Here is a 15,765-nt window from a genome sequence, read left to right as displayed (position 1 = left end):
ATGATCAGTCCTTCCGGAGGAGGGCGGCGGCGTTGCCGCCCCGGACGGCGTGGAAGTCGGCGTCGGGCAGGCGCGCGGCGCGCAGGGCGGCGACCGGGTCCTCGGTTCCCATGTCGAAGGGGAAGTCCGAGCCGAGCAGCACCCGGTCGGCCCCCGCGACGCGCACCAGTTCCCGCAGGACGTGCGGATCGTGGACGAGGGAGTCGAAGTACAGCCGCCTCAGATAGCTGCTGGGCGGGTGGGCACAGCCGGCGCCCGCGTCGGAGCGCGCCGACCAGGCGTGGTCGGAGCGGCCGATGTGGGTGGGCAGGTAGCCGCCGCCGTGCGCCGCGACGATCTTCAGCCCGGGATGCCGGTCGAGGACACCGGAGAAGATCAGATGGGACAGCGCGACGGCGTTCTCGGTGGGCTGGCCGACGGTGTTGGACAGGTACCAGCGGTCCAGGCGCTCGTCGAGCGTGCACCCGAAGGGGTGCAGGAAGAGGATCGCCCCCCTCTCCGCGGCCCGGGACCAGAAGGGCTCGTAGGCAGGGTCGGACAGCTCCCGGCCGGGGGCGTGGCTGGAGATCTCCACCCCGTCCAGGCCCTGTTCGAGGGCGTGGTCGAGGGCGCGCACCATGTGGTCGGGGTGCTGGAGCGGCACCAGGCCGAGCCCGCGCAGCCGGTCCGGCGCCTGCGCGCAGTGCGCCGCCGTCGCCTCGTTGGCCAGCCGGTACACCTTCTCCGCCGTCGCCTCGTCGGCCCAGTAGTGGTAGTGCGAGGGGGAGGGGCTGACCAGTTGCACGTCGACCCCCTGCGCGTCCATCGAGGCCAGGCGCAGGGCGACGTCGGTCATCCGCGGGACGCGTGCGCGGACCATGGGCCCGTTGACCGCGAGCGCGGCGGGCCCGTTGCGCCGGGCGTCCACCTCCTTGGCCTCGGCGTGGCCCGGAAGGCCGGCCACGAGTGACTCGACGTCGGGGAGCAGGACGTGTGCGTGCACGTCGACGGTGGGCGGGGTCACGGCAGCTCCCTGAGCAGGGTCATGGTGCGGGCCATCAGGCCGGGCACGTCGGCGTCCCGTACGCCGTCGAGCTGCCACTGCCCGATCTGCACGGACGCCTCCACGACCGGGCGGACGCGGGCGATCCGCCGTTCGTGGTACGCCTGGAACAGCGCGTCGTCCCATGTCCCGGAGGAGGTCAGCAGCTGTGCCAGTACCCAGGCGTCCTCGAGGGACAGGGCGGCGCCCTGGGCGAGGGTGGGCGGGCAGCAGTGGGCGGCGTCGCCGACGAGGACGACGCGGCCGCGGTGCCAGGAGCCTTCGACGAGCATCCGGTCGAACCAGGTGTAGTTGACCTTCGCCGGATCGGTGATGTGCTCGGTGATCTCCGGCCAGTGTCCGCCGTAGTGCCGGGTGAGGCGGCGCATCTCGTCCGCGTACGACTCGGACGGTATGGAGGCGCGGTCGCGGTTGGCCTCGACGACGTACGCGTAGATCGTGGTCTCGCTGGTGGGGCAGTAACCGGCGATGTAGGCGGGGCCGCCGTAGGCGAGGTCGGTGCGGGTCACGCCGGCGGGGCGCGGGGCGGCGATGCGCCAGATGGCCATGCCGGTCGGTTCGGGCTTGTCGGTGATGCCGATCGCGGCGCGGGTGGCGGAGCCGAGGCCGTCGGCGGCGACCACCAGGTCGTAGCGGCCCTCGGTGCCGTCGCTGAGGCGTACGGAGACACCGTCCGCGTCCTGGTCCAGGATCTCGGCGGTGGTGCCCAGCCGGACCGACGCGCCACTGGCGCGCACGGCCTCGATGAGGATCCGCTGGAGCCGCGGGCGCTGCATGCCGACGGTGGCCGGCAGGTCGTCGCCGCCGGTGCGCAGGTCGTTCTGGACGTGCAGGACGGTGCCGTCGGGGGCGGTGATGCCGACCGAGCCGAAGCCGAAGCCGGACGCCTCCACCTGCTCCCAGACGCCGAGTTCGCGCAGGACGCGCAGGGCGTTGCCCTGGAGGGTGATGCCGGAGCCGGCGGTGGCGTTCCAGTCGTCCTTGGCCTCGATCAGGTCCACGGCGATTCCGGCGCGGCGCAGCAGGATCGTGACGGCGTTGCCGGCCGCGCCGCCGCCGACGACCAGGACCGTGCGGGGTTGGGTCATGGGGGAACTCCCTCGTTCCTCGGGCTACTTGACGGCGATCGGGTTGACGGGGGAGCCGACCGCTCCGGTGATGGGCAGCGGCGCCGCGGTGAGCCAGAACTCGTACCGTCCGTCGGTGGCGCAGTCGTCGGCGAGGGCGTCGAGGTCCCACATCTCACCGATGAGCAGGCCGATGTGGGGGATGGCGACCTGGTGCAGCGGCTGGAAGGCGTGCTCGAACTCGTTGGGCCGCACCTCGAAGCCCCAGGTGTCGGTGGCGATCGCGGCGATCTCGCTGCCGTGCAGCCAGCCGGCCGTGGTGAACGACAGGCCGGGGGCGGGACCTCCGGCGTAGTCGCCCCACCCCTGGCGGCGGGCCCGGGCCAGCTGTCCCGTACGCACCAGTACCAGGTCGCCGCGGCCGACGGTGACGTCCTGGGCCCGGGCGGTGGCGGTCAGATGCTCCTCGGTGATCGCGAAGCCGTCCGGCAGCTCCCCGTCCTCGCCGACGACCCGGCCGACGTCCAGGAGCACTCCGCGCCCGGCGACGTGCGGGGCCATGTGCTCGATGCCGGTGACCAGGTCGCCGTCGGAGGTGACGACCTTCTCCGCCGGGCGGCCGTTCCACGCCTTGCCGTGGTCGAAGATGTGGCCGAGCCCGTCCCACTGGGTGGAGCACTGCAACGGCATCGCGATGACGTCGTCGGCGCCGCCGATGCCGTGCGGGAAGCCCTGGTTGCCGAGGGCGGCGTCGGTGCCGGTGTCCAGCATGGTGTGCACCGGGTTGGTGCGGCGGCGCCAGCCCTTCTGCGGCCCGTTCATGTCGAAGCGCTGGGAGAGGGAGAAACTGACGCCCCGCCGGATCAGCGCGGCACCTTCCCGACGCTTGGCCTCGTCGAGGAAGTTGAGCGTGCCGAGCACGTCGTCGTCACCGAAGCGGCCCCAGTTGGAGTACGCCTTCGTGGCCCGGGCGATCGAGCCCTCGGGGTCCGTGCGGTCCAGGGTCACCGGGCCGCCTCCGCCACGCAACGGGTGCGCTGGGCACCGAGTCCGGTGATGGTGGCGTCCATGACGTCGCCGTCGCGCAGCAGCCGGCCCCAGTGCATGCCGTTGCCGGCGGGGGAGCCGGTGAGCACCAGGTCGCCGGGGAGCAGCCGTGCGGTCTGCGAGGCGTAGGAGACCATCCGGGCGACGCCGAAGATCATGTCCTTGGTGGACTCGTCCTGCATGTTCTCGCCGTTGAGCTTCAGGGTGAGGCGCAGGTCGCCCGGGTCCGCGATCGACGCGGTGGGCACGATCCAGGGGCCGAGCGGGGTGAACCCGGGGGCGTTCTTGCTGCGCAGCCAGTCGCTGCCGATCTGCGGCATGTCCCGCCGGAAGACGGTGGCCCGGTCGGTGAGGTCGTTGGCGATCGTGTAGCCGGCGACGTGGTCGAGGGCCTCCTCGACGGACACCCGGTGAGCGGGACGGCCGATCACCGCGGCCAACTCCAGTTCCCAGTCGGGCTTCTCGGCCCACGCCGGCAGCACGACGTCGTCGTACGGCCCGGTGACGGCGCTCGGCAGTCCGATGAACACGTACGGCAGGTCCTCGGCCGCCCGCCGGTCCATGATCTCCGCGGCCTCCGCGCGACGCTCCGCCTCCGGCCGCTCGTCACCGGGCGCGCGGTGCGCGACGTGCAGGTCGATGACGTGCTGCCGGTAGTTGGCGCCGGACTGGAACACCTGGCGCGGCTCGACCGGTGCGTGCACCCGGAAGTCGTCGAGCGGCTGCAGATCCCCGTCGGCGGTGCCGGCCAGCGCCCGCAGTCGAGGCAGCGCCGTGTCCCAACTCTCCAGCAGCGTACGGATGGTCAGCTGTGGGTCGTCGAAGGCGACGCGCAGGTCGCGCACCCGGGCGTCGGGCGTGACGAGGGCGGGGAAGGCGGGGCCCTCGGGAGCGGAAAGGGTGGCCAGGGCGAAGGGTCCGGCGAAGAGGGCGGACGCGGCTTCAGGTTTCACGGACATGTCCTCCTGATTGCGATGGCACTAATCTGGACCCGCCACTCGCGATCAGGGAAATCGATTCCGTGGATGACTACCATCCACTGAACGAATTACCGCAGGTCGTCGTCGGACAGCTAGGGAAAACGCCGTGAATCTCAGTCGCCTGGACCTCAACCTCGTCGTCGCCCTGCGTGCCCTCCTCGAAGAGCGCAACGTCACCCGTGCCGGGCAGCGCGTGGGCCTCAGCCAGCCCGCGATGAGCGCGGCCCTGTCCCGTCTGCGCCGCCATTTCGACGACGACCTGCTCGCCCGGGTCGGCGGCCACTACGAACTGACGGCCCTCGGCCAGGTCCTCCTGGACCGCACCACCACGGCGTACGACGTGCTGGAGCGTCTCTTCGCCAGCCAGGCGGACTTCGACCCCGCCAAGGAGAGCCGGGAGTTCAAGCTCGTCGCGTCCGACTACGCCGTCGCGGTCTTCGGGGCCGAGCTGGCCCGGTTCGTGCACGAGGAGGCCCCGGGCATCCGGCTGCGCTTCGCGCAGACCCCGCCCACCGTGGTGGACGCCACCGACACGCTGCTCAGCACGTCCGACGGCCTGCTGATGCCGCACGGGGTCATCAGCGACTTCCCGGCCACCGACCTGTACGGGGACCGGTGGGTCTTCCTCGTCGCCGACGACCATCCGAGCGTCGGCGACCGCCTCACCCGCCAGGACCTGGCCCGGCTTCCCTGGGTGACCTACCAGCGCACCTACGACGCCCCGGCCGTGCGCCAACTCGGGATGCTGGGCATCGAGCCCCGGGTCGAGGTCTCCGTGGACAGCTTCCAGATCATCCCGCTGCTGGTGGCCGACACCCGGCGCATCGCCCTGATCCAGGCCCGCCTGGCCCGGCTCCTGGCGCCGCTCGCCGGTGTCCGCGTGGTGGAGCCGCCGTACGAGGCCGTGCCGTTGCGGGAGGCCATGTGGTGGCACCCCGTGCACACCCATGACGCGGCCCACATCTGGCTGCGCGAGACCGCCGCCCGCGTGGGCAGACGGATGGCGGACGAGCCCGAGGGGTGAGCGGGACGGCCGGGGCGCAGCCTCCCGACCCCGGCGCGGCCCGGTGCGGCACCGGCGCTCAGTCGAGCGACGCCACGAGCCGCGCCATACCCCACAGGATGATCAGATCGAGGGTCATCACGCTGATCGACCACAGGGGGTAGTACGGGATGAACATGAACTGGGTCACCAGACTGATCGCCGCGACCGTCACCGCGGCCGGACGCCCCCAGCTCACGGCCTGCAGCACCCCCACGCCCACGAGGATCAGCGCGACTCCGACGACGAGGTGGATCCAGCCCCAGCCGGTGAGGTCGAAGCGGTACTCGTAGTGCCGGGGCACGCCGTAGAGGCGGTCCTCGGCGATACCGGCGATGCCCTGAAGAACGCTCAGCACTCCGCTCAGGAGCAGCGGCACGCCGAAGTACCGCATCGGTCCGGCGGGCCGGGCGTCGGTTCCGGCGCCCGCGGTACCTCGTCGTGCTCCGTGGGGCATGTCCACCATGACGCGTCAACCCTTCGTACTGGAGCGGTCGTCACCGCACCTCGCGGCGCCGGCGGGAAGTCGGCGCATCGGTCACGGCCCCAGCGTCCCTCGGAAGCGGTCGCCCGGCGAGCGCACCGTGGCATACGGGGCCCTGCCGACCCCGGACGGGGGCGGGCGGTGGGGACGTGGGCCCCGCGTGTGTCGGAGCGCGTCGCGCACGCGGCCCCGTCCTCACACGACGCACGACGGGCCCGTCACCTCCGGCCGACCCGCCTCAGCGCTTGAAGTCCGTCTCCTCGAGGCGGGTCTGGACCGTGCGGCCGCTCTCCCAGGCGTTGGCGCCCGGTGCCACCTCCGGCACGGGGATGTCCGCCCGGTTCTCCCGCTTGGCCGACGTCGAGATGCCGAGCCTCCCGTCCCGGGCCCGGATCATCTCCTCCGAGGCCTGTCCGTCCTCGGTGAAGCCCATCATCAGCTGCGGGATGCCGTACGGGAAGTCGTCGCGGTCGTACTGCCAGGTGTGGAACGTCTTCCCGTAGGTGGTCACGAGGTCCTCGAAGTAGGCGTGCTCGGCCAGGTCGGGGACGCCGGGTGCGGTGAGGCTGCCGGACTTGACCTCGTAGTGGTGGCTGTGCCACAGGCGCTTCTCGTCCTCGGGCAGGCCGCGGAAGCGCTCCTCGCTGATGATGTACTCGATGCCGATCAGACGGGCGTCCGGGGCGTTGCGGTCGAAGATGACGCACTGGTGCAGGTCGTGCCGGAGATGGACGCAGAAGTGCGTGGCCTCCACCTGCCGGCCCATGTCGTCGGCGTACATGTGGAAGCCGTTGAGGTAGGTGCTCATCGCGTCGAGGGGGTACTTCCGCTGCAGGGCGCCGGCCGCCAGGTCGAGTGCCCGGTGCTTGAGCGGGTGCCCCTTGCCGACCTTGCCGAGCGTGGCCGCCTTGCGGCAGAACCGGAGACCGGCCGCGGCGGTCATTCCCGCCGCGACACCGATGCCGACGGCCGCGGCCTGCCCCCGGCCGGAGCCGGGTGAGCGGTGTGTGCCCCTGATGAGTGTCATGGGCGCCGGGTCCCCCGCGCCGGGCGGCTGTAACGAGGCGCGGCGGGACCCGGCGGGGCACTGCGGACGGGGCGGGCCGAGAAGTACCGCTACGGCCGGTCTCACGCGGGCGGTGTGCTCGATCACCGCTCGCCGGTCGCGTCATTCAGCGCGGTGAGCCGCCGGCCTCGGGGAATCCGTACCCGGCCCAGTCCCCGACGACCCGGCGGCGCAGTTCCTCGGGGTAGGAGTTGTCGAAGGACGCGGTGGTCGCCCTGGTCACGCCTTCGAACTGCTCGGGCAGCAGGCAACTGACGATCTCCTTTCCGCCCCGGCCGGCGCGCACCTCCTCGGGCGTGAGGTAGGGGACCATCGGGATTCCGGGGGCCTGCGGGTAGGCGTAGCGGCCGGTCGTGGGGTGGCTGCGGGTCGCCATGGCCCACACGACCTGGTCGATGTCGGTGATGTCGATGTCGTCGGCCACCAGGAGCACCTTGGGCACCAGCCATCCGGTGTGCGAGTCGAAGAGCACCTCGGCCACGGCGTCGACGAGCTGCCGTTCCGTCATTCCGGTGCGCGCCAGCCGCCGGATGTCGACGGATACGACGATCCAGCAGGTGGCCGCCTCGTAGGAGCACCAGGCCATCGAGACGGGCAGGCCGCTGGAGCGCAGCAGTTCGAGGCCGGCCGCGGAGATCATCGTGCCCCAGATCGTGTGGTTCTCCTCCGGAGGCGTACCGGCCACGCAGACCGGCAGAATCGCCTGGTCACGGTAGGTCACGGCCTCGACGTGGAAGACCGGCTGCGGCTTGCTCCCGGAGAAGGAGTACCCGTGGTATTCCCCCATCGGTCCCTCGGGGGCCGTCTCGTCGGGACTGATGTAACCCTCCAGCACGATCTCCGAGTTGGCCGGGACATACAGGTCGTTGGTCTCGGCGCGGACCACGTCGACCGGGCTGCCGGTGAGGGCGCCGACGTAGCCGCTCTCGTCGACCTCGGCGGGCAGCGGCATGCCGGCGGCGGCCAGGGCGGCCGGCGGTGCGCCGAGCACCATGGCCCACGGAGTGCGTTCGCCCCGTTCGGCCCACATGCGGTGGATCATGCCGAGGTGCTGCTGCGGCATGGCCGGACCGACCAGGGTGCGGGGTCCGTGCAGCATGGTGCGGCTGACGGACCAGCTCGTCCAGCGTTCGTCCGGTGTGCGCACCACGTGGAAGCCGTAGGTCCCGAAGTACCGGCCGCCGTCCTGCTGATGCAGCAGCGGCACCGGGAAGCGGGTCAGATCGACGTCGTCGCCGATGAGGACGTTCTCCTTGCAGGGGCCGGTGGGGACCACGCGTGGCGGGACGGGCGCCGCCCTCATCGCGGAGATGAGCTTCTCCAGCAGGTCGCGCGGCGTGGTGTCGCGCCCCAGACCGAAGTGGGCGGCGAGGCGCCCGTAGGTCTCGCCCGGCCGTCCGCTGAGTCCCGCCGGGGCGCCGAGTATCCGGAAGCCGGGGTCACCTTCGGTGAGGGCGCTGAACAGCGGGGCGGGGCTCTTGGTGTCGTAGACGCGCCGGGTGACCGCTCCGGCCTCGAGCGTGGGACTGACCGGCTTGCCGATGTCGACGGCGTCGCCGGTGGTGAGGAGTTCGGCGACGAAGTCGCGGAAGTTGAGTGCGCTGCCGCGCTGTGTCATGACAGGGCCTTTCCTGGGGGCGTGGGCCGGGGGGCGACTCCGGCCGGTCGTGCGCTCGCTCGCATGCCCTGCCAGCGTCTGGCGGTGGGCAGGTCCAGGCCGAACTGGTCCAGAACGCGCGCGACGATGTGCTCGACGACGTCGGCGAGGGTCGAAGGCTCGTTGTAGAACGCGGGGACGGGCGGCATCACGACGGCGCCCATGCGGGTCACCTCGAGCATGTTCTCCAGGTGCACGGCGGACAGCGGCGTCTCGCGTGCGACCAGCACCAGTCGGCGCCGCTCCTTGAGCATCACGTCGGCGGAGCGGCCGATGAGCCCCTCGCCGTACCCGGTGCGGATGGACGCCAGCGTCTTCATGCTGCACGGCACGACCACCATGCCGTCGGCCCGGAACGATCCGCTGGAGATCGACGCCCCCTGGTCGTCCGGACCGTGGCACACGGACGCCAGCGCCTGTACGTCACGCAGCGAGTACGGGGTTTCCTGGGCCAGGGTGGCCCGCGCCCAACGGCTGACGACCAGATGCGTCTCGACGTCGAGTTCCCTCAGCGCTTCGAGCAGGCGCACACCGATGGGCGCGCCGGTGGCTCCGGTCATCGCGACGACGAGTCTCACTCCGCCCGGCCTCCTTCGTGATGGTAAGTGACGCACAGTTATTACGTACACGTCCTAATAGGTCGCACGGTATAGTACGTACACGTCCTTATCAACCGAGCGGAGGCGGAGGCGATGGCGCAGGAGGACCCGGGCCACTGCTCTCCCGTCGACGCGCTGGGCGGACTGGGCCCCCTGGCCCGGCAGTTGAACCAGGTGCACAACCGGCTCTGGCACGAGCGGGTGCACCAGGACCTCACGGGGCCCCAGTTCACCGTGCTGAGCCTGCTGGACGCCCACGGTGACATGGATCAGGGGACCCTCGGCGCGCTCGCCCGTCTCGACAAGTCGACCGCCGCCCCGCTGCTCGAACGGCTGCGCCGCCGGGGGCTGTTGGACATCACCCGGGATGCGGGCGACCGCAGGCGCAAGGTGGTGAGCATCACCGAGGAGGGGCGGCGGCTCGCGATCCGCCTCGCTCCGGCGGTCGTCACGGTGAGCGAGCAGATGCTCGCGCCGTTCTCACCCGAGGAGCGCGCCCAGTTCCTGAGCCTGCTCCGCCGGGCGGTCAGCGAGTCGTAGCGGTGCCGCTCGGGTCGCCGCTGCCCGACCGGGCGCGGTGGTCACTCGCCTCGCGGGGCGCAGGGGCGGGTCGGCCCTCCTCGAGGAGTTCTCGGCAGTGGGCCACGAAGCCCGCGAGCGTGAGGTCGAAGGCGCGCTCGGCGCGGGCGGGCCGCCCCGTGGCCGACTGGGCCAGGGCGAGGTGCGGGGCCTCGGCGTCCTCTGCGACCACCCACATCTCCTGGGGCGCCGACATGTCCAGTGCCGATCCCAGCACGATGTTGTCCAGCCCGGTGATGATCGGCATGACGGCCTCCGGCGCGAAACCCGTCTCCAGCAGCAGGCCCGCCACCCGCTCGTACTGTTCGATCACCCGTGGCGCGCGTACCGGCGCGGTCATCAGCATGGGGATCGCCCGGGGGTGGGCCGCGAACGCCGCGCGGTAGGAGCGGGCCCACAGGGTCAGGGCGGTGTCCCACGGGCGCTGGTCGAGGGCGCCGGCGTCGAGCCCGTCGGCCACCCGGTCCCGCAGCAACTCGATCACCCCTGCCCGGCCATCCACATGGTGATACACCGAGGCGGTCTGCACCCCGAGGCGCCTGGCGACCTCGGGGAGCGTGAAGTCGCCCGTCTCGTCGACGAGTTCGAGCGCCGTCCGGCCGATGCGGGTCCGGTCGAGCAGAGCCTTCCGAGGCCGCCCCATGTTCATTCTCCTCACGTGAGGTCTTCCCGAATCGTACGGCGGACGTCTACATTGCCTAAACCGAAACGGTTTAGATTTACCGGCGGCTCGCCCTGTGCCCGTGTGCCTCGGCTCCCGGCCGCCGACCCTCCTCTCCAGCGTCGAAGAAGGGCCGAGCGTCATGACCGTAGAGTCCGCATCCCGCGAGGAGGCGCCACAAGGGGCGGATCCGCAACACCCGGGATCGGCCGGGAGCGACGACTCCTCGGGGCTGCGCCGGGGGAGTCTCGGCGTCGCAGACATCGCGTTCTTCGTGGTCTCCGCCGCCGCGCCCCTGACCGTCATGGCCGGCGTGGCGCCCCTGGCCATCAGCACCGGCGGCATCGGCGCCCCCGTCGGCTACCTCCTCGCCGGCATCACGCTGGCCCTCTTCGCGGTCGGCTTCACCGCGATGACCCGGCACGTCCGCAGCAGCGGCGGGTTCTACGCCTTCATCACCCGCGGTCTGGGACGCCCCGCCGGATTCGGCGCCGCGACGGTCGCCCTCCTCGCGTACAACGGGATGCAGATCGGCGTGTACGGACTGCTCGCCACGGGCACCCAGGACGCGCTCGAAGCCCTGTGGGGCATCCATGTGCCCTGGCCGGCGATCGCACTCGCCGGCGTCTTCGTCATCTGGTACCTCGGTTACCGCAGCATCGAATTCGGCGCCAAGGTCCTCGGTGTCCTGCTGCTCGCGGAGACCGGGATCCTCGTGCTGCTCGCGGGCGGCGTGCTCCTCGACGGCGGTGCCGAGGGCATCGCGGTGGACTCCTTCACGCCCGGCAACGTGCTGGTGCCCGGCACCGGCGCGGTACTCGCCTTCGCGTTCGCCGCGTTCACCGGCTTCGAGTCCACCGCCATCTACCGCCGTGAGGCACGCGACCCGAACCGCACCATCCCGCGAGCCACCTACATCGCCGTCGGATTCCTCGGCCTCTTCTACGCGTTCAGCGTCTGGATCGTCATCCAGGCGTACGGCAGCTCCCACATCATGACGGCCGTCACCACCGACCCGGTGGGCCTCTTCTTCACCGCCACCACGGAGTATGTCGGCGGCTGGGCGGCCGACCTCATGCACGTCTTCATCGTCACCAGCATCATCGCCTCCCAACTGGCCTTCCACAACGCGATCAACCGCTACGGGTTCTCGCTGGCCCGGGAAGGCGTGCTGCCCGAGGCGCTCGGCAGGGTCCACCCCAAGCACCGTTCGCCGTACGTGGCGGGCATCGCGCAGAGCGTCCTGGCGCTGATCTGCGTCACGGCCTTCGCCGCGGCCGGCGCCGACCCCTACCGCCAGCTCCTGCTGTGGATGAACACCCCGGGCAGCATCGGCCTGATGGCGCTGCAGGCGATCACGGCCGTCGCGGTGCTCCGCTACTTCCGGCGCGTCCGGCACGAGGAGGGCCGCTGGCGCACCCTGATCGCGCCGCTGGCCTCCGCCGTCCTGATGACCGGCGCGATGGTGCTGATCATCAGCAAGATCGGCCTGATGACCGGAGCGTCGTTCACCACCAACACCGTTCTCGTCTCGATGGTCCCCGTCGCCTTCGTCGTCGGCCTCCTGCTCTCCCAGCAGGTGCGCCGCAGCCGGCCCGAGGTGTACACCCACTTCGCGCGGGAGCCGGACGAGGAGGACACCGCCGGCTGACCGCATCCCCCGGCCCGACCGAGCCCGCCAGCAGCCCCGACCGCCCCACCCAGCAAGGAAGTACCCTCCGTGTCACACCCCGCCCAGCCCCTGTCCGCCGTCGCCGACACGATCCTGGCCAACGCTCGCGTGCGCACCCTCGACCCCGACCGGACGTCGGCGAGCGCCGTCGCGGTCAAGGACGGACACATCGTCGCCGTCGGGGACGACGGCGACGTACGGGACTGGCGCGGCGCGCACACCGACGTCGTGGACCTGGCCGGCGCCACCCTCACGCCCGGCCTGGTCGACGGCCACAGCCATCCGTACCTGGGCATGGAGATGGCCACCGGACTCGACCTCTCCGCCTGCCGGGACCTCGACGCACTGCGGACCGCGCTGGCCGACGCGGCCCGGGCAGCGGGCCCCGGCGACTGGGTGCTGGCCCACGGACTCGACCACAACGCCTTCGGCGGCCGGCCCGTCCACCACGACCTGATCGACGCGGCCCTGGCCGGCGTCCCCGCCTTCATCCGCCTCTACGACGGACACTCCGCCCTGGCCAGCGGTCCCGCCCTGGCCGCCGCGGGCATCGACGGGCCGCGCGTCTTCGCCCAGCGGGCCCACGTCGTCTGCGACCCGGACGGGCGGCCCACCGGGCACCTCGTCGAGTTCGCCGCCATGGCCCTGATGGATGCCGTCCTGCCGCGCGAGAACGCGGCCGTGTGCCGCGAACGGCTCCTCGGCCTGCTGCGCGACATGGCCGCGACCGGACTCACCGGCGCCCACGTCATGGACCTCCAGGACCCCGGCGTCCTCGACCTGCTGGCCGACATCGAGGAGAGCGGCGAGCTGCCGGTGCGCCTGCGGATCGCCCCCTGGTGCATGCCCGGCACGGACACGGAGGGCCTGGACCACCTCGTCGCGCTGCAGCGCGCGCGTGGGCGGCGCTGGCGGATCGGCGGCGTGAAGTTCTTCATGGACGGCACCGTCGAGGGCGGCACGGCCTGGCTGGAGCACCCCGACTGCCACGGTCAGGGCACGGAGGCGTTCTGGCCCGATCCCGCCGCGTACACCCGGGCCGTGCACCGACTGGCCCGCTCCGGAGTGCGTACGGTCACCCACGCCATCGGCGACGCGGCCGTACGCCACGTCCTGGACACCGTGGAACTCCTCGACGACCCCGCGCAGCGCGCCCTGCACCGGATCGAGCACATCGAGACGGTGCCCGACAGCCAGATACCCCGCTTCGCCCGGCTCGGGGTGGCCGCCTCCATGCAGCCCACCCACCTCGCCTACACCCGCGCCGACCACCGCGACGCATGGTCCACGAGGGTCGGCAAGGAGCGCGCCGACCGGGCCTGGCGCTGCCGCGATCTGCGGGACGCGGGCGCGGTCCTGGTCCTCGGTTCGGACTGGCCCATCGCCCACTACGACCCGCGTGAGGTACTCGCCACCGCCCGGCTGCGCCGGCTGCCGGGACACCCGGAGACCGAGCCGGTCGCCGCAGGGCAGGCGCTCACCGGCCTGATGGCCCTGGAGGGTTACACCTCGCACTCCGCGCGTTCGGTGGGGGAGCAGGACGTGGCGGGACGGATCGCCCCCGGCTACCGCGCCGACCTCACGGCGTTCGCCGTGGACCCCGTCACCGCGCCCGCCGACGAAGTGGCCGCGGCGCCCGTCACGCTGACGATGACCGGGGGCGCGGTCGTGCACCGGACCTGAGCCGGAGACGTTCCCGGTCCGGGCCCGCGACCACGGAAGGAAGGGTGCGACGCCATCACCGCCCAGGTGACCGGCCCCGGGGCAGTACCGGGGCACTGATCACCGCTCCCCGCGGCCGGGGAACCGCCCACCGTCCGGTGCGGTTCCCCGGCGGATCAGCCGGTGTTACGGGACGCCCGGAACCGTGTCACGCCGCTGCCCACCCTGCGATCATGTGCGCATGGACACGGGGAGATCCACTCACGGACGCCGTACGGCGGCCGGCTCTGTGCGGAGTCGGGCCGCGTCCGCTCTGCCGGCTGCGGCGGCGGTGCTGGCCGTGCTCGCCACGCTGGGCGTGGTGATCGTGGTGCTGCCGGGCCTCGTGGTCGAGCGCGATCTCGGCGGGGGCAGGATATCGGCCGCCGAACGGCTCGCCGCGGTGAACAACGTCCGCACCACGCTCGTCCAGGCGATCGGTGGCGCGGTGCTCCTCTTCGGCGCGTACGCCACCTGGCGGCAGTTGAGGGTCAATCAGGAAGGGCTCAGAGCGACCCAGGAGGGATACCTCACCGACCGCTTCAGCCGAGCGGTCGACCAGCTCGGCAGCGAGGCGACAGATGTGCGGATCGGTGGCCTCTACGCGCTGTGGCGGCACGCGGACCATTCGGCGCACGACCGCGAGTCGGTCATCTCGATCAAGGCCGCCTATCTCCGGACCCACCTGCCCTGGCCGCCGCGGGACGGGGACTCCCCGTCGGCGGAGACGTCCGTCAACTCCGTGCCTCCGCTGGAGACCCGTGCCCCGGACGCCCAGGTGGCCCTCACCGGCCTCGGAGTCCTGTGCCGGGAACGCCGACCCGACTGGCTCAACGTCAGCTACACCGACCTGCGTCGGGCCGACTGCGACGGACTGTGGCTGCACCACGTCAACTTCGACGGCGCCTGCCTGGAGGCGGCGAGCGTCTACCAGGTCAACCTGACCCGGGCGTCACTGATCCAGGCCAACCTGCGGCACGTGGAGCTGGGGACGTCGATACTCCACCGGAGCCGCTGCGTCGAAGCCGACCTGCGCGGCGCTCGCCTGGTCCGGGCCGACCTCAGCGAGGCCGACTTCACCGGGGCCGACCTGCGGGAGGCCAATCTGCGCAAGGCGCGGGGCCATGGCGCCCGGTTCACCGGTGCGGACCTCAGACTGGCCGACCTCCGAGGAACCGACCTCGCCCGTGCCGACCTGACACGGGCGAAACTGGAGGGCGCGCTGGCCAGCGACGTCACCATCTGGCCGACGGGCTTCGACAGCCGGGCGGCCGGCGTCGTCATGGCCGAGGACCCCGGTGACGAGCCCAGCATCCTGCTCCACGCCGCCGCGATCGCGAGGGACGTCCCACCCTTGCGCTCGGTCTGACACGCCCGGCGTCCGGCCGCGACCGGCCCCGCGGTCCGCTCACCTGCGCCAGAACAGATGGTGCGTCACGCCGCTCGGGCTGGGCACCACCTCCAGGTGGAACCGGTCGCGCAGCTCGTCGGGGGAGTCCCAGAGCCGCAGCCCCGTCCCGAGCTTCACCGGCGAGACCACCACATGCATAGTGTCGACGAGGTCGGCGTCCAGGAACTCCCTCACGGTGCTGACCCCGCCGCCGAGCCGGACGTCCTTGCCCCGCGCCGCCTGGCGCGCCCGCTCCAGGACCGTGGCCGGGTCGGCGTCGACGAAGTGGAAGGTGGTGTCGGAGAGCGTGAACGACGGACGCTCGTGGTGGGTCAGGACGAACACCGGGGTGCGGAACGGGGGCTCGTCACCCCACCAGCCGCGCCACTCGTGGTCGTTCCAGGGCCCGCGCTGGGGCCCGAACTTGTTCCGTCCCATGATCTCGGCGCCGATGTTGCGGGTGTAGTCCCGCGTGAAGCAGTCGTCGAGGCCCCGGCTCCCCCCGGGCTCGGTGCGCATGGGCCAGCTCGCCGTGGCACCGGCCCAGCCGAACAGCTCCGCCGGGTCGACCGCGTGGCCGAACGGCCTCTCCAGGCTCTGACTCTCACCGGCACCGATCCCGTCACTCGAGACGTTGAAGTTCTGCACTCTCAGCAGCTGAGCCATGTGCTCCTCCTGTGTGGTCGACGACGGTGAGGTGAGACTCCGCGGGCCGCGAGAACTCATCGCCACGCCGTCCGGCAGGCGTGACGGTGACCCGAGCCCCCGGACCCGCCGG

General features: G+C 72.0%; 15 protein-coding genes. 5 read left to right on the top strand and 10 right to left on the bottom strand.

Annotation, left to right across the window (positions count from 1 at the left end):
• Nucleotides 1-4: 4 nt before the first annotated feature.
• The 4 genes from ACFZP7_RS02040 to ACFZP7_RS02025 are packed head-to-tail and all read right to left on the bottom strand — an operon-like array spanning nucleotide 5 to nucleotide 4,115.
• Nucleotides 5-1,003 (bottom strand): amidohydrolase family protein, encoded by a 999-nt coding sequence (locus ACFZP7_RS02040; protein WP_127441868.1) that lies wholly within the window; start codon nucleotides 1,001-1,003, stop codon nucleotides 5-7.
• The gene (locus tag ACFZP7_RS02035) at nucleotides 1,000-2,130 is read right to left on the bottom strand and encodes an FAD-dependent oxidoreductase (protein WP_385633680.1); all 1,131 of its coding nucleotides are present in this window, start codon (nucleotides 2,128-2,130) and stop codon (nucleotides 1,000-1,002) included. The genes ACFZP7_RS02040 and ACFZP7_RS02035 overlap by 4 nt, the downstream gene beginning before the upstream one ends.
• 24 nt (nucleotides 2,131-2,154) lie before the next feature.
• On the bottom strand, nucleotides 2,155-3,117 hold the full coding sequence (locus ACFZP7_RS02030; RefSeq protein WP_385633679.1) for a cyclase family protein: 963 nt from the start codon (nucleotides 3,115-3,117) through the stop codon (nucleotides 2,155-2,157).
• On the bottom strand, nucleotides 3,114-4,115 hold the full coding sequence (locus tag ACFZP7_RS02025) for a fumarylacetoacetate hydrolase family protein (RefSeq protein WP_385633678.1): 1,002 nt from the start codon (nucleotides 4,113-4,115) through the stop codon (nucleotides 3,114-3,116). The genes ACFZP7_RS02030 and ACFZP7_RS02025 overlap by 4 nt, the downstream gene beginning before the upstream one ends.
• A 127-nt stretch (nucleotides 4,116-4,242) precedes the next feature.
• On the opposite strand from ACFZP7_RS02025, the gene ACFZP7_RS02020 reads away from it, so the two are divergent.
• A complete protein-coding gene (locus ACFZP7_RS02020) occupies nucleotides 4,243-5,160 on the top strand; it encodes a LysR family transcriptional regulator (RefSeq protein ID WP_385633677.1) in 918 nt (305 codons plus the stop codon).
• A 58-nt stretch (nucleotides 5,161-5,218) separates the two neighbouring features.
• Here the strand turns inward: ACFZP7_RS02020 and ACFZP7_RS02015 are convergent, their stop codons facing one another.
• The 4 genes from ACFZP7_RS02015 to ACFZP7_RS02000 form a co-directional block, all read right to left on the bottom strand.
• Nucleotides 5,219-5,644, bottom strand: coding sequence for a hypothetical protein (locus ACFZP7_RS02015; RefSeq protein ID WP_385633676.1), 426 nt, complete (start codon nucleotides 5,642-5,644; stop codon nucleotides 5,219-5,221).
• A 256-nt stretch (nucleotides 5,645-5,900) separates the two neighbouring features.
• Nucleotides 5,901-6,689 carry an OBAP family protein gene (locus tag ACFZP7_RS02010; protein ID WP_385633675.1) on the bottom strand — a complete coding sequence of 263 codons (789 nt, stop codon included), beginning with the start codon at nucleotides 6,687-6,689 and terminating at the stop codon, nucleotides 5,901-5,903.
• A 145-nt stretch (nucleotides 6,690-6,834) separates the two neighbouring features.
• Entirely contained in the window at nucleotides 6,835-8,346 is a 1,512-nt protein-coding gene (locus ACFZP7_RS02005) for a UbiD family decarboxylase (protein ID WP_385633674.1), read from the bottom strand.
• Nucleotides 8,343-8,963: a non-oxidative hydroxyarylic acid decarboxylases subunit B gene (locus ACFZP7_RS02000; RefSeq protein ID WP_281403611.1), complete on the bottom strand. Its 621-nt coding sequence runs from the start codon at nucleotides 8,961-8,963 to the stop codon at nucleotides 8,343-8,345. Before ACFZP7_RS02000 ends, ACFZP7_RS02005 begins: the two co-directional genes overlap by 4 nt.
• 114 nt (nucleotides 8,964-9,077) lie before the next feature.
• Between ACFZP7_RS02000 and ACFZP7_RS01995 the strand changes: the two genes are divergently transcribed.
• Nucleotides 9,078-9,524, top strand: coding sequence for a MarR family winged helix-turn-helix transcriptional regulator (locus ACFZP7_RS01995; RefSeq protein ID WP_127432992.1), 447 nt, complete (start codon nucleotides 9,078-9,080; stop codon nucleotides 9,522-9,524).
• Here ACFZP7_RS01995 and ACFZP7_RS01990 read toward each other — a convergent pair.
• Nucleotides 9,511-10,206, bottom strand: coding sequence for a TetR/AcrR family transcriptional regulator (locus ACFZP7_RS01990; RefSeq protein WP_385633673.1), 696 nt, complete (start codon nucleotides 10,204-10,206; stop codon nucleotides 9,511-9,513). The genes ACFZP7_RS01995 and ACFZP7_RS01990 overlap by 14 nt on opposite strands.
• A gap of 160 nt (nucleotides 10,207-10,366) precedes the next feature.
• Between ACFZP7_RS01990 and ACFZP7_RS01985 the strand changes: the two genes are divergently transcribed.
• The 3 genes from ACFZP7_RS01985 (at nucleotide 10,367) to ACFZP7_RS01975 (ending at nucleotide 14,966) form a co-directional block, all read left to right on the top strand.
• Nucleotides 10,367-11,875, top strand: a complete 1,509-nt coding sequence (locus tag ACFZP7_RS01985; protein WP_385633672.1) for an APC family permease — start codon at nucleotides 10,367-10,369, stop codon at nucleotides 11,873-11,875.
• A 90-nt stretch (nucleotides 11,876-11,965) separates the two neighbouring features.
• Nucleotides 11,966-13,579, top strand: coding sequence for an amidohydrolase (locus ACFZP7_RS01980; protein WP_385638302.1), 1,614 nt, complete (start codon nucleotides 11,966-11,968; stop codon nucleotides 13,577-13,579).
• A gap of 220 nt (nucleotides 13,580-13,799) precedes the next feature.
• Nucleotides 13,800-14,966 carry a pentapeptide repeat-containing protein gene (locus tag ACFZP7_RS01975; protein WP_385633671.1) on the top strand — a complete coding sequence of 389 codons (1,167 nt, stop codon included), beginning with the start codon at nucleotides 13,800-13,802 and terminating at the stop codon, nucleotides 14,964-14,966.
• A 39-nt stretch (nucleotides 14,967-15,005) separates the two neighbouring features.
• On the opposite strand, the gene ACFZP7_RS01970 is transcribed toward ACFZP7_RS01975, so the two are convergent.
• Nucleotides 15,006-15,653, bottom strand: coding sequence for a dihydrofolate reductase family protein (locus tag ACFZP7_RS01970; protein WP_385633670.1), 648 nt, complete (start codon nucleotides 15,651-15,653; stop codon nucleotides 15,006-15,008).
• Nucleotides 15,654-15,765 lie beyond the last annotated feature (112 nt).

The sequence above is a fragment of the Streptomyces sp. SudanB5_2050 genome (assembly GCF_964272335.1).
GTDB lineage: Bacteria > Actinomycetota > Actinomycetes > Streptomycetales > Streptomycetaceae > Streptomyces > Streptomyces rochei.
Note: the sequence above shows the minus strand (reverse complement) of the source record. Positions and strands in the feature narration are given on the sequence as shown.